Source organism: Streptomyces sp. NPDC028907, from assembly GCF_055564995.1.
Genome location: NZ_JBVHVE010000005.1, coordinates 407681 through 428977, shown reverse-complemented (window position 1 = coordinate 428977; position 21297 = coordinate 407681). Strand labels below are relative to the sequence as shown.

Annotated in this window: 17 protein-coding genes; 11 read left to right on the top strand and 6 right to left on the bottom strand. The window is 70.3% G+C overall.

Annotated elements, in window-relative coordinates; genetic code table 11:
• Window positions 1-59 precede the first annotated feature (59 nt).
• The 3 genes from ACZ4UU_RS17950 (at window position 60) to ACZ4UU_RS17940 (ending at window position 1613) form a co-directional block, all read left to right on the top strand.
• Window positions 60-710 carry a helix-turn-helix domain-containing protein gene (locus ACZ4UU_RS17950; protein WP_468040843.1) on the top strand — a complete coding sequence of 217 codons (651 nt, stop codon included), beginning with the start codon at window positions 60-62 and terminating at the stop codon, window positions 708-710.
• 40 nt (window positions 711-750) lie between these two features.
• On the top strand, window positions 751-1275 hold the full coding sequence (locus ACZ4UU_RS17945; protein ID WP_468041129.1) for a toxin-antitoxin system, toxin component: 525 nt from the start codon (window positions 751-753) through the stop codon (window positions 1273-1275).
• Between the two features lie 107 nt (window positions 1276-1382).
• Window positions 1383-1613 (top strand): hypothetical protein, encoded by a 231-nt coding sequence (locus ACZ4UU_RS17940; protein WP_468040841.1) that lies wholly within the window; start codon window positions 1383-1385, stop codon window positions 1611-1613.
• Window positions 1614-1640: 27 nt separating this feature from the next.
• Here the strand turns inward: ACZ4UU_RS17940 and ACZ4UU_RS17935 are convergent, their stop codons facing one another.
• Together ACZ4UU_RS17935 and ACZ4UU_RS17930 are read right to left on the bottom strand one after the other, a co-directional pair.
• Window positions 1641-2321 carry a 4'-phosphopantetheinyl transferase family protein gene (locus ACZ4UU_RS17935; RefSeq protein ID WP_468040840.1) on the bottom strand — a complete coding sequence of 227 codons (681 nt, stop codon included), beginning with the start codon at window positions 2319-2321 and terminating at the stop codon, window positions 1641-1643.
• Window positions 2318-3178 (bottom strand): metallophosphoesterase family protein, encoded by an 861-nt coding sequence (locus ACZ4UU_RS17930; protein WP_468040838.1) that lies wholly within the window; start codon window positions 3176-3178, stop codon window positions 2318-2320. Before ACZ4UU_RS17930 ends, ACZ4UU_RS17935 begins: the two co-directional genes overlap by 4 nt.
• Before the next feature lie 296 nt (window positions 3179-3474).
• On the opposite strand from ACZ4UU_RS17930, the gene ACZ4UU_RS17925 reads away from it, so the two are divergent.
• The 3 genes from ACZ4UU_RS17925 (at window position 3475) to ACZ4UU_RS17915 (ending at window position 7331) form a co-directional block, all read left to right on the top strand.
• On the top strand, window positions 3475-4608 hold the full coding sequence (locus tag ACZ4UU_RS17925; protein ID WP_468040836.1) for an ATP-grasp domain-containing protein: 1134 nt from the start codon (window positions 3475-3477) through the stop codon (window positions 4606-4608).
• 159 nt (window positions 4609-4767) lie between these two features.
• Entirely contained in the window at window positions 4768-6453 is a 1686-nt protein-coding gene (locus tag ACZ4UU_RS17920; protein WP_468040834.1) for a carbohydrate binding domain-containing protein, read from the top strand.
• Window positions 6454-6608: 155 nt separating this feature from the next.
• A complete protein-coding gene (locus ACZ4UU_RS17915; RefSeq protein WP_468040833.1) occupies window positions 6609-7331 on the top strand; it encodes a hypothetical protein in 723 nt (240 codons plus the stop codon).
• A 218-nt stretch (window positions 7332-7549) separates the two neighbouring features.
• Here ACZ4UU_RS17915 and ACZ4UU_RS17910 read toward each other — a convergent pair whose 3' ends face one another.
• From ACZ4UU_RS17910 to ACZ4UU_RS17895, 4 genes are read right to left on the bottom strand one after another with little or no spacing between them, the layout of a single operon-like run.
• Entirely contained in the window at window positions 7550-8800 is a 1251-nt protein-coding gene (locus ACZ4UU_RS17910; RefSeq protein WP_468040832.1) for an alpha-L-fucosidase, read from the bottom strand.
• 4 nt (window positions 8801-8804) lie between these two features.
• Window positions 8805-11888: an alpha-mannosidase gene (locus ACZ4UU_RS17905; protein ID WP_468040830.1), complete on the bottom strand. Its 3084-nt coding sequence runs from the start codon at window positions 11886-11888 to the stop codon at window positions 8805-8807.
• Between the two features lie 57 nt (window positions 11889-11945).
• Window positions 11946-13286: a 6-phospho-beta-glucosidase gene (locus ACZ4UU_RS17900; protein WP_468040829.1), complete on the bottom strand. Its 1341-nt coding sequence runs from the start codon at window positions 13284-13286 to the stop codon at window positions 11946-11948.
• Window positions 13283-14047 carry a DeoR/GlpR family DNA-binding transcription regulator gene (locus ACZ4UU_RS17895; RefSeq protein WP_468040827.1) on the bottom strand — a complete coding sequence of 255 codons (765 nt, stop codon included), beginning with the start codon at window positions 14045-14047 and terminating at the stop codon, window positions 13283-13285. The genes ACZ4UU_RS17900 and ACZ4UU_RS17895 overlap by 4 nt, the downstream gene beginning before the upstream one ends.
• 127 nt (window positions 14048-14174) lie before the next feature.
• On the opposite strand from ACZ4UU_RS17895, the gene ACZ4UU_RS17890 reads away from it, so the two are divergent.
• The 5 genes from ACZ4UU_RS17890 (at window position 14175) to ACZ4UU_RS17870 (ending at window position 21289) form a co-directional block, all read left to right on the top strand.
• Window positions 14175-15194: a carbohydrate kinase family protein gene (locus ACZ4UU_RS17890; protein WP_468040826.1), complete on the top strand. Its 1020-nt coding sequence runs from the start codon at window positions 14175-14177 to the stop codon at window positions 15192-15194.
• Window positions 15195-15259: 65 nt separating this feature from the next.
• Window positions 15260-16546: an ABC transporter substrate-binding protein gene (locus ACZ4UU_RS17885; RefSeq protein WP_468040824.1), complete on the top strand. Its 1287-nt coding sequence runs from the start codon at window positions 15260-15262 to the stop codon at window positions 16544-16546.
• Entirely contained in the window at window positions 16546-17496 is a 951-nt protein-coding gene (locus tag ACZ4UU_RS17880) for a carbohydrate ABC transporter permease (RefSeq protein ID WP_468040823.1), read from the top strand. The genes ACZ4UU_RS17885 and ACZ4UU_RS17880 overlap by 1 nt, the downstream gene beginning before the upstream one ends.
• Window positions 17497-17510: 14 nt before the next feature.
• Complete coding sequence (locus tag ACZ4UU_RS17875; RefSeq protein ID WP_468040821.1) at window positions 17511-18371, top strand: carbohydrate ABC transporter permease; 861 nt, start codon at window positions 17511-17513, stop codon at window positions 18369-18371.
• Window positions 18368-21289 carry a glycoside hydrolase family 2 TIM barrel-domain containing protein gene (locus ACZ4UU_RS17870; protein ID WP_468040820.1) on the top strand — a complete coding sequence of 974 codons (2922 nt, stop codon included), beginning with the start codon at window positions 18368-18370 and terminating at the stop codon, window positions 21287-21289. The genes ACZ4UU_RS17875 and ACZ4UU_RS17870 overlap by 4 nt, the downstream gene beginning before the upstream one ends.
• Window positions 21290-21297 lie beyond the last annotated feature (8 nt).

Below are 21297 nucleotides of genomic sequence, written 5' to 3'. Positions count from 1 at the left end.
CCGTCGAGTTCACGGCAACCGCTTGTGAGAAGCCTGTGAGAGACCTAGGAGATCTGTCGGTGACGGATGGCATCGAGGGTCCGGGCGCCACGCCGACGGCTGAGCTGCCGGCCGTCGTCGCTCGTGTCACCGCGCTCGCCGACCGGCTCGGCGTGCCGCACGCGGAGGTCTTCGACACCGGCCGTCTGTCCGTCGCCTCCGGCGTCCCGGTGCCGGTGGTCAAGGCCCTGCTGAGCGGGCGCCCCGCGGGTGAGCCCGATGTACAGGCCCGGTTCCTCCAGCGCCTCGACCTCCTGCGGCGCACCCGACTCAAACCGAACGGCCGCAAGTACACCCAGCAGGAGATCGCCGACGGCGCGGGCATGTCACGGCAGCAGGCGGGCGCCCTGATCAACGGCGACCGGCGCCCCACCATGGAGCACTGCGACGCCATCCAGCGCTTCTTCCGCGTCCACGCAGGATTCCTCACGGCCGAGGACCCCGAGGCGCTCGCGGGCGCACTCCAGCGCACCGAGCAGGACCTGCTCCAAAAGCTCGCCGAGCGCGAGGCGGCCCAGGCCGCCGAGGATCCGCTGGAGAGACTCCTCCAGGACCACGGGGTGCGCGGCATCGCCTGGCGGGCCGCCCAACTGCCCACCGACCAGCATCGCGACAAGGTCGCTGAGTGGCTGGACATGCTCCTGGAGAGCGTCAAGCGGCCAGAGTCGTGAAACCGGGGAGAACGGGAGACCAGTGGGCATCGGTAGGGAAATGCGCCGCCTGTGCGGCGAGTTGGTCGCGGAGCTGGCGCTGTCGGCGCCCGCCCCGCCGGAGAAGCTGTACCGCGCGCTGTGCGACGCGATGAGCAGACGCCGCGGCCGTCCCGTCCACTTCCGTACGGCCGCCTTCCCGCCCGGCACCGCCAGCGGACTGTGGCTCGACATGGCCGACCAGGACCTCGTGGTGATCGAGGAACGCACCGCGCCCGACCACCAGCTGGTGATCCTCGGCCACGAGCTGTGGCACATGAAGGCTGGCCACGGCCGCCACAGTGTAGAGGGCGCCACCGTGGCGGCCCGGCTCCTGAACGACGACGCCGACTTACGGTCGACGGTCCTGAAGGTCGCCGCCCGCGACCACTTCGACCAGGCCGAGGAGAAGGAGGCCGAGAGCTTCGGCCTGCTGCTCGCCAGCAAGTGCCGTACCTGGCTGGCGGTTTCCTCGGCACGTGGACAGCGTGACCATCTGGCCGGGCGGATCGAGGCGTCACTGGGCTACCTGGGGCCACAGGGCTGACCCGCCGCCCTGTTGAGGACCGATTGTCAGTGGTGGACGGCAAGCTGGTGGTACGCCCTCATGTGCGGGGCGTGACGCGAAGACGCCGACCCGGGGAGAGCCGACCGATGCCCACCGCCGTACTGACCGACCGCGAGCGCACCGCCGTCCAGGCCTATCTGCGGCTCTTGCACACCGTACGGGCCGCGTTCGACGGTCCTCCCGGGGGCGGCCGACCCACCGTCGTGCCGCCCGCCGTCCTCGCCGAGGCGGAACAGGCCCTGGCGGACGCGGGACTGACGGGCAACGAGGAGGAGTTCTTCCGGATGCTCCGCAGCTGGTGCCCGGCGGAGCCGTAGCGGAACGCGCGCCTGTCCCGCGGGGGCTCAGCTGTGCGGCACGCTCACCGCTGTCGCCACCAGCCCCCGCTGGACGGTCCACCGCCCCTCGAACCGGTCGAGCCGACGGTCGCCGACCCACGGGCCCGGCACGAGGAGGCGGGCGCGGAAGCCGCCGCCGCGCTGTTCACCGGGGTCGGTGAAGATCTCGATGTCGGCCTCGGTGAAGTCCAGCCACTTTCCGGTGAGCGGGAACCACGCCTTGTAGACGGACTCCTTGGCGCTGAACAACAGCCGGTCCCAGTGGATGCCGCAGTTCTCGCCGGACAGCCCGCGCAGCCGCTCCGCCTCGGCGGGCAGGGCGACGGCGGGCAGGACGCCGTCGGGGAGGGGCTGGTGGGGTTCGGCGTCGATGCCGAGGGAGGCCAGATCGGCGGCACGGACCAGGGCGGCGGCGCAGTAGCCGTCGCAGTGGGTCATGCTGCCGGTCAGGCCCGCCGGCCAGGTCGGGGCGCCGCGTTCGCCCGGCAGGATCGGCTGGGGCGGCACTCCGAGCTTCTCCATGGCGCGGCGCGCACAGGAGCGGACGACGGCGAACTCCCGACGCCGTTTGCCGACCGCCCGGGCGACGACCGCCTCCTCCTGCGGGTACAGGGCCGTGTCCGCGGGCTCCTCGTCGCCGTACGCCTCGACGGTGACGACCGAGGCCGGCAGCAGTTCCTCGATCAACGGGTCCCGTCCTCCCTGGGCAGAATCCGGCGCAGCCGTCCGGGCGGGCCCGGCCGCTTGCGCCACTCGCGGGGGTAGCCCACCGAGACCTCCTCGAAGCGGACGCCCTCGTGCCAGGTGGTCCGCGGGATGTGCAGATGGCCGTAGACCATGGTCTCGACCCGGAACCTGCGGTGCCAGTCCGCGGTGCGCCGGGTGCCGCACCACATGGCGAACTCGGGGTACCACAGCACGTCGGTCGGGTGCCGGTCCAGCGGATAGTGGTTGACGAGGACGGTGGGCAGGTCCTCGGGCAGTGCGGCGAGCCGGTGCTCGGTCTCGGCGACCCGGGCCTCGCACCAGGCCTCTCGGGACGGGTACGGGTCGGGGTGCAGCAGGTACTCGTCGTTGCACACGATCCCGGTGCCGTGGGCGTAGGTCAGCCCCTCCTCCTTGGTGGTGCAGCCGGAGGGCAGGAACGAGTAGTCGTACAGCAGGAACAGCGGAGCGACGGCGACCGGGCCGCCGGGGCCGTCCCAGACGGGGTAGGGGTCCTCGGGGGTCGTCACGCCGAGTTCCCGGCACATCTCGACCAGATGCTCGTAGCGGGCGACGCCGCGCAGGGTGACGGTGTCCTTGGGGTGGGTCCACAGTTCGTGGTTGCCGGGTGCCCAGACGACCTTGCGGAAGCGGCCGGCGAGCGTCTTCAGCGCCCAGCGGATGTCGGCCACGGTCTCCGCGACGTCACCGGCGACGAGCAGCCAGTCGTCGTCGGAGTCCGGCCGCATCTTCTCGACCAGGGCGCGGTTCTCGTCGTACCCGATGTGCAGGTCACTGATGGCCAGCAGTTGCCCGGCACCGCCGACCGTCGACGTCACCCCTCGCCCCTTTCGATCACACGAATGACACCACGAGAACACAGGATGTGTTCACCGTACAAGGGGGACACGCGGCGGCCCGGCGGGGGCTGCCCGGGGCGGGCGGGACGGTCAGGAATGATCCGCGATTCCGTAACACGTACGTTGCACGCGGCACCCTTTGAAAGCCGTATGATCGCCCCAACACCACCGCCGGAACTTCCCTTCGCAAGGGGCGGTTTGGTGTCCCTCCAACCACCCTGCCCGGGCACGGGCCTGCTTCGCCCTGCCCGCGAACCCCGAAAGGACGGCCCTGCATGGTCTCTCGCGTACGCGTCTGGCTCAACCGCACGTACGCGGAGAACGTGTTCTTCATGGATCAGCTGCGGAGAAATCCCAGCGATCGGGCCGTCGAGATCCATGCGACGCACGGGGACGCCGACTCGCCCGTGCTCGCCGCCGCCGACACCGCCGAGCTGGAGCCGGAGGGCCTGTCCCCGGCCGCGTACGTCGAGTACGCGCTGGACCAGTGCCAGCGCCGGGGAATCGACGTGTTCGTGCCGCGGCTGCACCAGTCGGCGATCGTGGCGCACCGCGCGGAGTTCGAGGCGGCCGGTACGGCGTTGCTGGCGCCGCCGCCGGAGGCCGTGGCGGTCTTCCAGGACAAGGTGATCGCGTACGAGGCCGTGCAGGCCATCGGCGTGCCGGTGCCGCCGTGGTGGCGGGTGCGGGACGCCGATGAACTGGTCGCCGCGGTCGAGGAGTTGGAGGCGGGCGGGTACAAGGCCTGCTTCAAGCCGGCGTCCGGCGCCGGCGGGGTGGGCTTCCGGGTCATCACGCGCGCCCCCTTCTCGCTCATGCACCTCAGCGGGTTCCCGACTCCGTACGTGCAGCTGGACCTTGTCGTGGACGCGTTGCGGCGGGCCGAGGAACCGGTGGACTGGCTGGTCATGCCGCGTCTTGAGCAGCCCGAGGTGTCGGTGGACTGCCTCACCGGTCCGGACAATCGGGTGCGGCTGGCGATCGGCCGGCTCAAGAACGGCCGTCGCCGTGGGTTCACGCTGCAGGAGCAGTGGCTGGAGCCGGCGCGGCTGATCGCGGAGGGGTTCGGGCTGCACTATCTGTCCAACATCCAATTCCGGATGTTCGGGGAGACGCCGGTGCTGATGGATGTGAACACGCGGCCCGCCGGGGGCTTGCATCAGCTGTCGCTGTGCGGGGTCAACGTGCCCTGGCTGGCTGTGCAGCTGGCGCTCGGCGAGGATCCGGGCGAGGTGGCGCCGCCGTTCCTGGGGCAGGACTACACGGTGGTCTCCGGGCCACGGCCGCTGCGGCCGGTGTCGATTCCGCAGCAGCGGGCGGAGGTCGAGGGACCGCTGCTGCCGGCGGTGCCCGCACCGGCGCCGGTCGACTCCGTCGCGAGCGGGGCGGCCCAGGCCCTGCCGCTGTAAGAACCTCCGGTATGGACCAATCCCGGTGTCACATCTTGACACCGGGATTGGTCCATACCAACTTGGTCTGCGCACCTCTTCCGTACCTCTTCCGCACCTCTCCGCACCGCTCAGCATTTCGTGCACTCCCGAACACCCCACATTCCCCAGGGAGATCGCGTGCGCAACCAACCTTTCGGACGGCTCAGACGTCGTCTTCTCGCCCTGCTCGGCTCCGCCGCCCTCGCGGTCACCGGAGCCGTCGCCCTGCCCGGTACGGCCCACGCGGCCAACCTCCTGAACAACTCCGGATTCGAGTCGGGCGCGCTCACGCCGTGGTCCTGCGGCGGGGGCCTCGGCTCGGTCGTGTCCTCCCCCGCGCACGCCGGGTCCAAGGCCCTCGCGGGGGCGGTGAGTTCGAGTGACATCGCCCGGTGCACCCAGACCGTCCCGGTCCAGCCGAACACGACGTACTCGCTCAGCGGCTGGGTGCGCGGGTCGTACGTCTACCTCGGTGTGAACGGCGGCGCGTCCACGTGGACGTCGTCTCCGTCGGTGTACAGCAAGCTCACCGTGGCCTTCACGACCGGCGCCTCCCAGACCAGCGCCACCGTCTACGTCCACGGCTGGTACGCCCAGGGCACCTACTACGCCGACGACATCAGCCTCGACGGCCCCGGCGGGGGCGGTTCGGACAGCCGGGCGCCGTCCGCGCCGGGCAGCCTGCGGTCCACCGGCAAGACGTCGTCGAGCGTGTCGTTGTCGTGGAACGCCTCGACGGACAACGTCGGGGTGACGGCGTACGACATCTACCGTGGCTCCAGTCAGGTGCTCAGCGTGCCCGGGACGAGTGCCACGGTCAGCGGGCTGTCGCCGAGCACGGGTTACTCCTTCACGGTGAAGGCCCGGGACGCGGCCGGGAACGTCTCGGCGGCGTCGAACGCCGTCAGCGTCACGACGGACGCGGGCGGCGGTGGCGGCACCGGCTTCAAGCAGGCCGCGCCCTATCTCTACCTGGGCTGGGGCGATCCGCCGAGCGCCACGTCGGTGATGAGCGCGACCGGCGTCAAGTGGTACACGATGGCGTTCATCCTCTCCTCCGGCGGCTGCAACCCCGCCTGGGACGGGACGCGGCCGCTGACCGGCGGAAACGATCAGAGCGTCATCAACTCCATCCGTTCCGCGGGCGGTGACATCGTGCCGTCGATCGGCGGCTGGAGCGGCAACAAGCTCGGGCCGAACTGCTCCAGCGCCGAGGCACTGGCCGGGGCGTACCAGAAGGTCATCGACGCCTACGGGCTGAAGGCGATCGACGTCGACATCGAGAACACCGACGAGTTCGAGAACGCGACCGTGCAGGACCGGATCCTGAACGCCCTGAAGATCGTCAAGGCGAACAACCCGGGGCTGCGCACCATCGTCACCTTCGGTACCTCGACGACCGGCCCGAACTACTGGGGCAACCGGCTCATCGAGCAGGCCAAGGCGCTGAACGCGGACATCGACGTCTTCACGATCATGCCGTTCGACTTCGGCGGCGGCGCCGACATGTACGGCAACACCGTGAACGCCACGGAGGGGCTGAAGACCAAGCTGAAGTCGACGTTCGGCTGGGACGACACCACGGCCTACGCCCACATCGGCATCTCCGGCATGAACGGCCTGTCCGACCAGCAGGAGCTCACCTCGCCCGCGACCTGGACGCAGATCCGCGACTGGGCGAACTCCCGTCACATCGCGCGTCTCGCGTTCTGGTCCGTCAACCGCGACCGGCCCTGCCCGGGCGGCGGCGTGACGAGCAACTGCTCCGGGATCAGTCAGGACAACTGGCAGTTCACGTCGATCACGGCCGGGTTCACCGGGTAGCGGCGCACCGAGCCGAAAGAGCCGTCGGCAGCCCCCCGCATCGGGAAGAATCGTCGCGCTGAAGACGCGGCCCCGGTGCGGGGGTTGCCGTTGGGTCGGGGGAAGGCGGCGAGGGTGGCGGTGCGGGGGCGGTTCGGGGTCGAGGCGGCATTCGCGTGAGGTCCTACTTCGGGGGATGCCTGGGGTTCCTGGTCGGCCTCGCGCTCCTTGTCGCCACAAGCGTCACTCTCACGCTGATGCTGGGGACCGGGGAGGAGCCGGGGCGGCCCGACCAGGCCGACTTCCAGGCCAAGATCGTCGACGACCGCAGACAGCTCTTCGACGGGAGCCTGAGCTACCGGTCCCGGGTCTCGGCCCCGGTCGGCGAGTCCGTCACCTACTCGATCAAGCTCACGGCGCTGGGCGAGGACGCCTCGCGGAGGGTGAATCCGGAGCGGGCCACAGAGACCAGGGCGTTCCAGGTGGGCGGTGTGGAGGGTGCCTCGCTCACCTCGGCGAGCGGTCAGGTCCGGGTCGTCCGCCTCGCCGACATCAAGACGCGCCAGGTCATCGCCGAACCCGGGGACACCGTCGAATGGCGTTGGGGCCTGACCGCGAGCGAGCCGGGCTCCTACGACCTCGTGCTGAGCCTCACCACGTACCAAGGGGATTCGGACCGAGCGCTCGACACGCTCACCCCGCCCATCACTGTGCGCCTCCAGATCGAGAACACCTGGTCGAACCGCCTCGACTCGATGCGGAACTGGCTGATCGCCCTCGGCAGTGTCGCGGCCGCGTTGCTGGCTCTCTACGCGTTCCGCGCTCCCCTCGCGGAGTTCGTACAGGCGCGCCGAGAGGCCCGGCGCGAGCGGGCCGGAGGGCGGGACGGGTATCTGTGACGTGGGTTCGCCAAAAGAATTGAGCGAGGGGTGTATCAGGGGGCGGACCGCGTGCTCATAAGCGTGAAAGGGAACGGGGCAACCCACGGGGATCAACGGGGGATCCACGAGGGGGCCATGGGGGAAGCACCACCACGGGGGATGTACGGGGGCTTCGGGTCGGCCGGCGCTGTCACGGGGGTGGCGGCCGGCCGGCCCGAAGGTGCGTTGCGGGGTCGTCAGAAGCGGCCCGCGCCGCGGTACAGCTCCAGTTCCCCGTCCAGTTCGACGGCGAGCACCGTGGCGTGCGGGTCGAGGTCGGCTCCGGTGGGCGGTTCGATCCAGAGGACGCCGGGTGTTTCGTGCAGGCCGCCGGTGACGCGGTGGGCCAGTTCGGTGCCGCTGCCGAGGACCGTGACCCGGCGTACCGAGCCGAGCAGTCCGCGTACGTTGATCTCGGCGCGCGGGGCGTCGAAGACGATCAGGTACAGGGTGCGGCGGTCCCTGGAGAGGGTGCTCGGGCCGTAGTGGTGGCCCGGCGGGAGACCGCGCTGGGTGCCGTACACCGCCTCCGCGTGCTTGGCGATCCAGTCGCCGAGCCCCTCCAGGCGTTCGGACTGCTCACGCGGGATCGTGCCGTCCTCGCGTGGCCCGACGCTGAGCAGCAGGTTGCCACCGCCGCCGATCGTCTCGGTGAAGTAGCGGATCAGCTGGTCGACCGACTTGTGGTTGTGGTCGTGGTGCTGGTGGCCCCAGGAGTCGTTGATCGTCAGGCACAGCTCCCAGGGACCCTCGGGCGGAACGACCGGGGCACCCTGTTCCGGCGTCGCGTAGTCGCCCTCGCTGAGCATGCGGGCGTTGAAGACGACGTCCGGGACCTCGGAGCGGATCAGCGCGGCGAGTTCGGGGATCCGCCACTGCTCCTCGCTGCGGTCCCACTCGCCGTCGAACCACAGCAGGTCCGGCCGGTAGCGGGAGGTGAGTTCCCGGATCTGGCCGTCCCGGTAGGCGAGGAAGCGTTCCCAGGCGTCCAGGTCCTCGTCCTCGGCCGCGACCTCCGAGTAGCGGTTGTCCTCCAGTTCCGGCGGGCGGCCCGGCTTGCGCGTGGAGGCGTAGTCGGGGTGGCTCCAGTCCGAGTGCGAGTAGTAGAGGCCTACCTTGAGGCCCTGCTCGCGCAGGGCGTCCGCGTAGCCGCCGATCAGGTCGCGGCCCACGTTCAGGTCGCCGTGGGCCGTGTCCCACAGGGCCACGCCGTCGTGGTGCCGGCTGGTCAGGACGGCGTACCTGGCGCCGGCCCGCGCGAAGAGCTTCGCCCAGTCGCGCGGGTCGTAGCGGGAGGCGGTGAAGCGGTCGAACTGGGACATGTACCGGTCGTACGGGACGATGTCGTCGTAGAACGACCAGGACTCCTGCACGCCGTCCACGGCGTAGATGCCCCAGTGGATGAAGATCCCCAACTTGGCGTCGGTGAACCAGGGTTGCATGGGCACGGGGTCAGCCCCTCCGGAGCCGGAGCGTCAGCACCTGGAAGGGCCGCAGGGACACCGCCACCGCGCCGTCCGAGACCTCGACGCTCTCGTCCAGCGGCCGCTCCAGCAGATCCGTCACCTGGGCGCCGGCCAGCGGGAACCCGGTCCGCAGCACGCCCCGGGCGCGGCCGCCGCCCGACTCGTACAGCCGCACCACGACGTCACCGGACCCGTCGTCGGCGAGCTTGACCGCCTCGACCGTCACGTTCCGGCCGTCGACGGAGACGACCGGCTCGGGTGCGCCGGCCGCGTCCGCCACCCGGAGCGGCAGGTTGAGGGAGTAGCCCTCCGCGACGGTGTCCTCGATGCTCGCGCCGGGCAGCAGCGAGTAGGTGAGGCGGTGCCTGCCCTGGTCGGCCTCCGGGTCCGGGATGCGCGGGGCACGGACCAGACTGAGCCGGACCGTGGTCGTCGTACCTCCCCCAGCCTCCGGCCGGGGGGACCCCCAACTCGCTTCGCTCGCGTCGCGGACCGTGCGGGAGACGTCGTGGCCGTAGGTGGAGTCGTTCAGCACCGCGACGCCGTAGCCGGGTTCGCCGACGTGCACCCAGCGGTGGCCGGAGACCTCGAAGCGGGCCGCCTCCCAGCTGGTGTTGGTGTGGGTGGGCCGCTGGATGTGGCCGAACTGGATCTCCGCGGAGGAGTGCGCGGCCCGGACGTCCACCGGGAAGGCGGCCTTGAGGATCTTCTCCGCCTCGTGCCAGTCGATCTCGGTCTCGAAGTCGATACGGGGGCTGTCGGCGCGCAGGGTGATGGTCTGGGTGATCGTCGAGCCCTTGCCGAAGGCGCGCGTCACACGGATCGCGCCGAGCAGCGGGTCGTCCGAGACGACCTCGATCGACGTGGGCTCCAGAAGATCCGTGTAGCGGTTCTTGTAGTGCTTGTCGATGTCCCAGGCGTCCCAGTAGTTCGGGAGGTCGGTGTGCAAGCGGAGCAGGTTGCCCTTGTCGCCGAGGACTTCACGCCCGGCGCGCAGGTCGAGGACCGAGGACAGGGTGCCGTCCTCCGCCACCTCCACGCGCACCAGGCCGTTGTCGAGGACTCGGCCCTCGGTCTTCACGGACTGGGCGGGCTCCGCGTCCGTCAGCGGCGCGCTGCCGCTCGCGGGGACCTTCACGTATGCCGTGGTCCCGTCCGCCGTACGGATCACCTCGGCCCGGTCGAACGGGCTGGTGTTGAACACCCGGGTGCCTCCGGCGCCCAGCGCCGCGACCGCCTCGGCCGTCAGCGCCTCCAACTCCTCGGCGACACGGGCGTATTCGGCCTCCGCCTCGCGGTGCACCCAGGCGATCGAGGAGCCCGGCAGGATGTCGTGGAACTGGTGCAGCAGGACCGTCTTCCACAGCCGGTCGAGCTTCTCGTACGGGTAGGAGTAGCCCGGCGCGTGCAGCGCGGCCGTCGTCGCCCACAGCTCGGCCTCCCGCAGCCGGTGCTCGGAGCGGCGGTTGCCCTGCTTGGTACGGGCCTGGGAGGTGTAGGTGGCGCGGTGCAGCTCAAGGTAGAGCTCGCCGACCCAGACCGGGGCGTCCGGGTACTCCTCGCGGGCTTGGGCGAAGAACTCGTCCGGGTGCTCGACGACGACCTTGGGCGAGCCCTCCAGGTCGGCGAGCCTGCGCGCCCGCTCCATGATCTCGCGGGTGGGGCCGCCACCGCCGTCTCCCCAGCCGAAGGGTGCCAGCGAGCGTGTACCGCCGCCCTTCTCGGAGTAGTTGCGGACCGCGCGGTCCATCTCCTCGCCGCTGAAGCGGGCGTTGTAGGTGTCGACGGGCGGGAAGTGGGTGAAGATGCGGGTGCCGTCGATGCCCTCCCACCAGAAGGTGTGGTGGGGGAACTTGTTGGTCTGGTTCCAGGAGATCTTCTGGGTCAGGAACCACTCGTTGCCGGCCAGCTTGGCCAGCTGCGGGTAGGCGGCGGTGTAGCCGAAGGAGTCCGGCAGCCAGACGCCCTTGGTCTCGACGCCGAAGTGCTCGATGAAGAACCGCTTGCCGTGGATCAGCTGGCGGGCGATGGCCTCGCCGCCGGGCAGGTTGCCGTCGGCCTCGACCCACATGCCGCCGACGGGCGCCCACTGGCCCTTCTTCACGGACTCCTGGATCCGGGCCCACACGTGCGGGTAGTTGTCGCGCACCCACTCGTACTGCTGGGCCTGGGAGCAGGCGAAGATGAAGTCCTCGTACTCGTCCGCGAGGGACGTGACGTTGGAGAAGGTGCGGGACGTCTTGCGCTTGGTCTCGCGGATCGGCCAGAGCCAGGCGGAGTCGATGTGGGCGTGGCCGACACCGGAGATCGTGTGCGCGCTGGCGTGCGCGGGGCGGGCCAGCACCGGGGCGAGCACCTCGCGTACGGCGGCCGCACTGCCGGAGACGTCGTCCAGGTCGAGGACGTCCATGGCCCGGTCGAGGGCGTGCATGATCTCGTGGCGGCGCGGCTCGTGGTCGGGGAGGTGGACCATCAGCTCGCGCAGCACCTGGAGGTCCAGGTCGAGGTGGAAGACCTCCTCGTCGAGGACCGCGAGGTCGGCGCGCTGGAAGGTGTAGAGCGGCGCGGAACCGGCCGTGAGCTTGTCGCCCATCGGCGTGATCTTCGAGAAGTTGTCCTTGAGGATGTCCGGGTTGGAGGCGGCCTCGACCAGGTAGTCGATCTGCTCACCACCGGTCGCCGGGTTGGCGATGGGGACGTACTGGTTGAGCGGGTTCACGGCCTTCAGGGGGCGGCCGTCGGCCAGGTGGACCAGGGCCTCGGCCTGGTTGCCGGGCCAGTCGCCGACGAAACCGAGGTCGATGACGGCCTCGACGCGCTTGCCGGCCCACTCCGCGGGCACCTGACCGCGCATCCTGAACCAGGTGGTGCCCCAGGGCGGGCCCCACGGGGTGTTCATCGCGAAGGGCTCATAGCGGGCTGCCGCGGCCTCCTCGAAGGAGACCGGCTCCCCCGGCGCCTGCCACGCCTCGACCTCGAAGGGGACGGTGGCCGCGTAGATCGCGGGCTTGATGCGCTGGTCGTGCGCGCGCTGGACGCGCTCCTCGATGCGGGTGCGTTCGTCGTGCATGAAAGGTCTCCAGAGGGGGCGGAAGAGCTCGAGAAAACGCTTTCCAGGAAGCGGGCGCTACTTAAGGTACGCGAGGCCCGGGTGGACCGAGCTGTATCCCTCGACCAGCCTGCGGGCGACGCCCACGGAGTCGACCAGCGGGTGCAGCGCGAAGGCCTTCACGGCGGTCGCACGGGAGCCTGACTCGGCGGCGGCCAGCACCTCGCGCTCGACCGCCTTGACCGAGCAGACGAGGCCGGTGGCGTGGTCGGGCAGAGGGGCGACGGCGACCGGGTGGGCGCCGTTGGCGTCGACCAGGCAAGGCACCTCGATCACGGCTTCGGAGTCGAGCACCGACAGCGTGTTCCGGTTGCGGACGTTGAGGATCAGGGTGGTGCGTTCGTCGCGGGCGATGGCTCGCATCAGGGCCAGCGCGACCTTCTCGTAGCCGCCGGAGAGGTCGTCGGCGTCGCGCTCGCCGGCGCCGGCCGTCTCCCGGTTCTCCGACATGTAGGTGGCCTCGCGCTCGGCGCGGGTGCGGTCCCAGATCTCCAGGGCGGAGGCGTCCGACCGCTCGACCTCGCGGTAGAAGTGCGCCTGCTGGTCGGCGAGGAAGGCGCCGCGGGTCTTGTCGGCCTGCTGGTAGGCGCGGATGGCTTCCCGGTTGAAGTAGTAGTAGTGCAGATACTCGTTCGGGATCGCACCGAGGGACTGGAGCCAGTCGACGCCGAAGAGCTTGCCCTCCTCGAAGGAGCCGAGCAGGTCGGGGTCGGCGAGCAGGCGCGGCAGTTCGTCGCGGCCGGCGACGCGCAGGCCGCGCACCCAGCCGAGGTGGTTGAGGCCGACGTAGTCGATCCACGCCTCGCCGGGGTTCTTCACGCCGAGCACCCGGGCGATGCGGCGGCCGAGGCCGACCGGTGAGTCGCAGATGCCGATGACGCGGTCGCCGAGGTGGCGGGACATGGCCTCGGTGACCAGGCCGGCGGGGTTGGTGAAGTTGATGACCCAGGCGTCGGGCGCGAGGCGGGCGACGCGCCGGGCGATGTCGACGGCGACCGGGACCGTGCGCAGGCCGTAGGCGATGCCGCCCGCGCCGACCGTCTCCTGGCCTAGGACGCCCTCGGCGAGAGCGACCCGCTCGTCGTCGGCCCGGCCTTCGAGGCCGCCCACGCGGATCGCGGAGAAGACGAAGTCGGCGCCGCGCAGCGCCTCGTCCAGATCGGTGGTGGCCCTCACCTCGGGCGCGCCCGGCACCCCGGCCGCCTGCTCGGTGAGGACACGGGTCACGGCCTTCAGGCGGCCGGCGTCCAGGTCGTGCAGCACGACCCGGGTGACCCGGCCCTCGGCGCGGTCCGTCAGGAGCGCCCCGTACACGAGCGGCACGCGGAATCCGCCGCCGCCCAGAATCGTCAGTTTCACTCTTGCACCTTTCCTGCCACGACCACCTCGACGCCCGCCTCCTCCAGGGAGGACCTGGTCGCCGCGTCGACCGGCGCGTTCGTCACCACCACGTCCAGGTCGTCCGGACCGCACACCTTCGCCATCCCCGTACCCGGGAACTTCGCCGCGTCGGCGAGCAGCACGACCTTCTCGCCGGCCTTGATCATGGCCCGCTTGACCGGCACCTCGACGACCGTCGTGTCCATCACCTGACCGCCCGGCCGTACTCCACTGGTGCCCAGGAACAGCCAGTCGGCATGCAACTGGCGCAGATTGTCCTCGGTGAGGAAGCCGACCAGGGAGCGGTACTCGCGGCGGACCATGCCGCCGAGCAGGACCAGCTCGATGCCCTCGTCGTCGGCGAGCTCCTCGTAGACCACCAGGTTGCTGGTGATCACCGTCAGACGGCGGCCGTGCAGCTGGCGGGCCAGCCGGAAGGCGGTGGTGCCGATGTCGAGCAGCACCGACTGACCATCTTTGATCATCGCGGCGGCATGCGCGGCTATGGCGTCCTTCTCGGGCACGCGCATCTCGGCGACCTCGGCGAAGGGCTGGTCGCCCTCCTCCACGACCGCCCCGCCGTGCACCCGTGTGAGCAGGCCGTCCTCCTCGAGTTTGACCAGGTCACGCCTGATCGTGGCCGGGCTCACACCCAGCTGCTCGGAGAGATCGGTCACGGCCGCTGGGCCACCGGCGCGCAGGGCCCGCAGGATGAGTTGGTGTCGTCGTTCTGCCAGCACGACGTGAACACTACTCGTCATCTTCAATCATCGCCATGCTCATTTCTGCTCGGGTATTGACCAATCTCCCCGATCGGCGCACGATTCCGCTCACCGAAATGAAGAGTTTTGACGAGAGGACCCAGCCGTGGACGACGACCGGCCCGATGTGCTGCTGACCGGGCTGCTCTTCTACGACCTCGTCCTCACGGGGCTCGGGAAGCCGCCCACACCGGGCGAGGAGATCTGGACGGGCGGCATGGGCTGCGGCCCGGGCGGCATCGCCAACCTCGCGGTCGCCGCCGCCCGCTTCGGTCTGCGGACCTCGCTGGCCACGGTGTTCGGCGACGACCTCTACGGCGAGTACTGCCGGGACGTCCTGTGCGACCAGGAGGACATCGACCTCTCGCTCTCCCGCACGGCGGACGGCTGGCCCACCCCGGTCACCGTCTCCCTCGCCTACGGCCACGACCGGGCCCTCGTCACCCACGGCCAGGAACCCCCCTACTCGCAGGACGCACTGATGGGCGACCCGCCCGAGGCGCGCACGGCCCTCGTGCACATCGAGGCCGAACCCCGCGCATGGCTGGCCAAGGCCGCCGCGAACGGCACCCGCATCTACGCCGACGTCGGCTGGGACCCCACCCAGCGGTGGTCCACCGACCTGCTCGAACAGCTCCGCCTGTGCCATGCCTTCCTTCCCAACGAGACCGAGGCGATGGCCTACACCCGCACCGACAACGCGGCCGCGGCCCTGGGCACGCTCAGCGAACTGGTGCCGGTGGCCGTGGTGACCCGCGGCAGGGACGGCGCCGTCGCCGTCGATCAGACGACCGGCGAGTACGCCGAGGTCCCCGCCCTCGACGTCGACGTCCTCGACGCGACGGGCGCCGGTGACGTGTTCGGGGCGAGCTTCGTCGCGGCCTCGCTCGACGGCTGGCCCCTGGAGGAGCGGCTCAGGTTCGCCGTCCTGGCCGCCGGCCTGTCGGTCGGGCGGCACGGCGGGGCGCTGGCCGCCCCCGGCTGGTACGGCGTCGACCGCTGGTGGCGCTCCCTGACCGACCCCGAACTGAAGCGGTCGTACGGCTTCCTGGCGGACCGGCTCCCCGACGACCCGGGGCCGCCCGTCGCGTACGCCCCGGTGACCCCGCCCGCACGGCAGAACTGAACGACCTCCCCCCCCACGCCCCTCTCATGCGAAGTCCCGAAAAGATCCGAAAGGCGGTGGGAGCTGTGCGGCTCTCACGAAGAGGCCTGCTCCGCGCGGGCCTGGCCGGTACGGCCGCCACGGCGCTCGGCGGCCTGGCGTCCGGCTGTGCCGTTCCGACCGGCTCGACCGGCCGGAACATGGTCCTGTGGTACTGGAGCGGCGGTCTGAGCGACACGGTCGTCAAGAACGCCAAGGCGCGTTACGACCACTCCGTGGCCCTCGACGCCATCCAGATCGGCGGCCAGTACCGCTCCAAGCTCATCACCACCATCACCGGCCGCGCCCACATCCCCGACATCGCGGGGCTCAAGGGCGAGGACATGGCCGCCTACCTGCCGAACGCGGACCAGTTCATCGATCTGCGGACGCTGGGCGCGGAGAAGTACCGGAGCCAGTACCTGCCCTGGAAGTGGGACCAGGGCATCGCCGACGACGGCACGATGGTCGGCTTCCCGATCGACTGCGGGCCGGTCGCGCACTACTACCAGTACGAGATCTTCCGCCGGGCCGGGCTGCCGTACGAGCCCGACGACGTGACGAACGAGCTGAACACCTGGGAGAAGTTCTTCGACGCGGGCGTGCGGCTCGGCAAGCGGGTGCCGCACGCCAAGCTGCTCACCGACGTCAACTCGGTCTTCGAGAACGTCGTACAGCAGGGGGCGAAGCGCTACGTCGACAAGGACCGCCACTTCATCGGCGACCAGGAGCATGTGCGGCGGGCCTGGGCGCTCGCCGTGGAGGCCAAGCGGCGCGGGATCGTCTCGGACCTGGTCAGCGGCACCCCGGACCAGCAGTCGGCCGTCCAGGACGGCAAGCTGCCGAGCCAACTGAACGCCTCCTGGGCCTCCTTCGACATCAAGAACGGCGTGCCGAAGACCAAGGGCAGGTGGCGGGTGGCGCAGATGCCGGTGCGGCCCGCCAACAGCGGAGGTTCGTTCCTGTCGATCACCAAGGCGTGCCGGGAGCCCGAGCAGGCCTTCGAGATCATCACCTGGATCCTGAACGCGGCCAACCAGGCGCAGGGTTACGTCGACGCGGGCCTCTTCCCCTCGACGCCCGCCTCGTACGGCCTGAAGCAGATGCAGGAGCCGGACGAGTTCTTCGGCGGCCAGGTCACGACCGATGTCTTCGGGCCCGCCGCGCAGAAGATCGCGGTCGCCTACAACAGCCCGTTCGACATCGCGCTCGGACAGCCCCTCAAGGACGAGATCAAGAACGTCGGCGTCCTCGGCAAGGACCCGAAGAAGGCCTGGAGTGACGCCATGAGCAAGTGCCGTCGCATCGCGAAGCACCTGGGGGTGAGCTACTGATGGCCGTCCTGGAGCAGACCCGGCCCGCCGTGGCACAGCCCTCGCCCACGCAGCCCAGGAAGGGCTTCCGCAAGTACTGGCACCTCTACGCCGCGATCTCCCCCTTCTACCTGATCTTCCTCGGCTTCGGCCTGTTCCCGGTCGGCTTCTCGCTCTACCTGTCCTTCCACCGCTGGGACGGCCTCGGCTCGATGGAGTGGGCCGGGCTCTCGCAGTACCAGTACCTGCTGAGCGACACCGACTTCTGGAACTCGATCGGCAACACGGTCGTCATCTGGGCCCTGGCGACCTTCCCCATGATCTTCCTGGCGATGGTCACGGCCGTGATGCTCAACTCCGCGGTCCGGTTCAAGGGCCTGTACCGGGTGGCGTACTTCCTGCCGAACGTCACCTCGGTCGTCGCCATCGCGATCGTCTTCGGCTCGATCTTCTCCACCAACGCCGGCATGGTGAACGCCGTCCTGAACGCGGTGGGCATCGACCAGGTGGCGTGGCTGAACACGCCCTGGGGCATCAAGGTCACCATCGCGGCCCTGATGACCTGGCAGTGGACCGGCTACAACGCCATCATCTTCCTCGCCGGACTCCAGACCATCCCGAGCGACCTGTACGAGGCGGCGCGCATGGACGGCGCCGGACCGATCCAGACCTTCTTCCGGATCACGCTGCCGCTGCTGCGGCCCACGCTGCTGTTCGTGCTGGTCGTCTCGACGGTCACCGGCCTGCAGAGCTTCTCCGAACCACAGGTCCTGCTCCAGACCTCGTCCAACGACTCCACGTTCGCGGGCGGGCCGGGCCACTCCGGCCAGACGATGGTCCTTTACTTCTTCCAGCAGACCTTCGACAACAACGACTTCGGGTACGGCGCCGCGGTGGCCTGGGGCATCTTCCTCGTCGTCGTCCTGTTCTCGATCATCAATTGGCGCCTCGTGCAGCGCCGCGGCGACTAGGAAGGGCGCGCATCATGGCATCCATCAAGGAGTCCCGCACCTCCGTCAAGGGGTCCCGCCGCAGAGGGATCGCGCTGCACCTCCCGCTGCTCGTCGGCACGGTGATCTCGGCCTTCCCGTTCTACTGGGCCGTGATCATGTCGACGCACAGCTCCTCGGAGATCTTCTCCTACCCGCCGAAGCTGCTGCCGGGCACGCACTTCCTGGAGAACGTCCGGGGCCTGTTCGACGCGATCGACTTCTTCGGGTCGATGTGGAACTCGCTGCTGGTCGCGACGGCGGTGACCTTCCTGGTCCTGCTCTTCGACTCCCTCGCGGCCTTCGTCTTCGCGAAGTTCGAGTTCCCGGGCAAGGGACTGCTGTTCGGGCTGCTCATGGTCATCTTCATGGTGCCGGCGCAGCTGTCGGTCATCCCGCAGTTCGTCGTCATGGCGAAGATCGGCTGGATCGGCTCGATGACCGCGCTGATCGTGCCGGCCGCGGCCAACGCCTTCGGCATCTTCTGGATGCGCCAGTACATGAAGACAGCCATCCACGACGAGCTGCTCGACGCCTCCAAGCTCGACGGCGCGAACTTCCTGCGCCAGTACTGGCACGTGGCCCTCCCGGTGGTCCGGCCGGGCCTCGCCTTCCTCGGCATCTTCACCTTCATGGGCCAGTGGAACGACTTCGCCTGGCCCCTGATCGCCCTCACCAACCCCGACAACGTCACCCTCCAGGTCGCGCTGTCGCAGCTCAACGGCACCCACGGCACCACCGACTACGGCATCGTGATGACCGGTGCCCTGCTCGCCCTCATCCCGCTGCTGATCGTGTTCGCGATCGGCGCCAAGCAGATCATCGGCGACCTCGCGAAGGGAGCCGTCCGCGGATGACCAGCGATCCGCTGCTGGCCCTGCGCCCCTGGGAGGCACCCGAGGTGACCTCCTTGGGGCGACTCCCCATGAACGCCGTCGACCGGCGCGACGGAGCACTCCCCCTGGACGGCGACTGGCGCTTTGAGTTGCTGTCCGCTCCGGACGCGCCGGTCGGCGGTGCCTGGTCGACGTCGCACGTCCCCGGCGTCTGGACCGTGCAGGGCACCGACGACCTCCCGCGGTACACCAACGTCCGGATGCCGTTCCCCGAGTACCCGCCCGCCTCCCCTGCGGCGAATCCGACGGGCGTGTACGAGCGCGAGGTGGACGTCCCCGCCGACTGGGCCGGACGCCGGATCGTGCTCCAGGTGGGGGCCGCCGAGAGCGTGCTGCTGGTGCACGTGGACGGGCGGCCGGTGGGCGTGTCCAAGGACTCGCATCTGGCCGCCGAGTTCGATCTGACGGCACTGGTACGCCCCGGCGCGTCCGCGACCGTACGGCTCACGGTCGTCAAGTGGTCCGACGCCTCGCACATCGAGGACCAGGACCAGTGGTGGCACGGCGGGATCACCCGCTCGGTGCTGCTGTACGCGACGGACCCGCTGTATCTCGCGGACGTGACCGTGCGCGCCCGGTACAGCGGTGAGCTGCGCGTGGACTGCCGGGTCCGGGACGCGGGCGGTGCGCTGCCCGAGGGGTGGTGTCTCACCGGTGACCTGGACGGGCGGCCGCTCGCGCAGGACGCGGAGTTCGACCGTGCCAACGCCGAGGACGAGCGCGTCTCCGACTTCCTCGGCGAGGCACGGCTGCTGGCCACCGTCCCCGAGGTGCGCACCTGGAACGCGGAGACGCCCGAGCTGTACGACCTGACCGTCCGGCTGCACCGCGCCGACGGCACGGTCGCCGACACCTCCCGCCACCGGATCGGCTTCCGGGACGTCGAGATCGCCGGCCGGGACCTGCTGGTCAACGGCGAGCGGGTGTTCATCCGGGGCGTGAACCGGCACGACTTCCACCCGCTGACCGGCCGGACGGTGTCGTACGACGACATGCGCGCCGACCTGGTCCTGCTCAAGCGCTTCGGCTTCAACGCGATCCGCACCGCCCACTACCCGAACGACCCGACGCTGTACGACCTGGCCGACGAGCTCGGGTTCTACGTCGTCGACGAGGCGGACATCGAGTCCCACGACCACGCACACGAGATCGCCGACGACCCGCGCTATCTGAACGCCTTCGTGGACCGGGTCTCACGGATGGTGCTGCGCGACAAGAACCATCCGTCGGTCATCATCTGGTCGCTGGGCAACGAGTCCGACTACGGCGCCAACCACGACGCGGCCGCGGGCTGGGTGCGCCGGCACGACCCGACCCGGCCGATCCAGTACGAGGGTGCGGCCAAACTCGGCTGGGCGGACCCGGGCCTCGCCTCCGACATCGCCTGCCCGATGTACGCGCCGCTGGAGGACTGCGTGGCCCACGCGGTCTCCGGTGAGCAGACCAAGCCGCTGATCCAGTGCGAGTACTCGCACGCCATGGGCAACAGCAACGGCACGCTGGCCGACCACTGGGCCGCCATCGAGGCCACCCCGGGTCTTCAGGGCGGGTTCATCTGGGAGTTCTGGGACCACGGGATTCTGCAACGCGTGAGCGACGGAAGACCGGCCGGGCGTGGGGGCGCCGGGCTGTACGACAACGGTGTCGCCGCGCCCGGGTACCGCTGGGCGTACGGCGGTGACTTCGGCGAGACGATCCACGACGGCGCGTTCATCGCGGACGGCGTGGTGTTTCCCGACCGCACGCCCAAGCCGGCGATGTACGAGCACCGGGAGATCGCGGCGCCGGTGCGCATCGAGCGCTACCGGCACGAGGGCGTCGTCCTGACCAACCACCAGCACTTCCGCGGCTTCGACTGGCTGGCCGCCGTATGGGAGCTGTCGCTGGCGGACGGTCGCGAGGTGACCGCGTCGGCCGAACTGCCCGAGCTGTGTCCGGGTGAGACGGCGGCGGTGCCGCTGCCGTTCGCGCTGCCGGAGGACGGCGGCGAGGCGTGGCTGACACTGCGGGTGACGACGGCGCGGGACCTGCCGTGGGCGCCGCGCGGCACGGAGGTGTGCGTGCCGCAGATACAGCTGCGGGCGGCCGACGTGCGGCGGGAGCCGGTCGCCGCTGGTTCGGTGGAGGTCGACGGCGAGGGGTTCCTCGTCCACCCGCTGCTGACGGTGGCACCCGCCCTCTCGCTGTGGCGTGCGCCCACCGACAACGACGAGCTGGGCGGCATGGCGGGTCGCTGGCGGAGCTGGGGGCTCGACGCGCTGGTGCGCAAGGTCGTGTCCGTGCGTGAGGACGCCGGACAGGTGACCGTGCGGTCCGAGTACGCGGGCACCACCGGTGTCGTACGGCACCGGCAGGTGCTCACGCCCGTCGAGGGCGGCGTCCGCGTCGAGGAGGAGGCCGAGCTGCCGGAGGCGTTCGACGACGTGGCGCGGGTCGGCACGGTCTTCGAGACGGTCGCGGGGCTCGACCTGCTGGAGTGGTTCGGGCAGGGGCCCTGGGAGTCGTACCCCGATCGCCGCGCGGGTGCGCCCGTCGGCCATCACTCCGTCCCCGTCGACGAGTTGTTCACCCCCTATCTGCGCCCGCAGGAGAGCGGTGGCCGGCACGGCGTACGGCGGTTCACGCTGTCCGCGCCGGACGCCACCGGTCTCTCGGTGGCGCTGGACGAGCCGCGTCAGGTCTGCGTCACCCGTTACCGTGCCGAGGATCTGACGGCCGCCACACACCACGACGAACTGGTGCCGCGCCCCGGCTGCGTGGTCCACCTCGACGCGGCGCACCGGGGCCTCGGCACGGCGTCGTGCGGCCCCGACACCTTCCCCTCGTACCGCGTCGCACCGGGCATCCACCGCTGGAGCTGGACCCTGCGCGTCCTCTGAACTCCTCC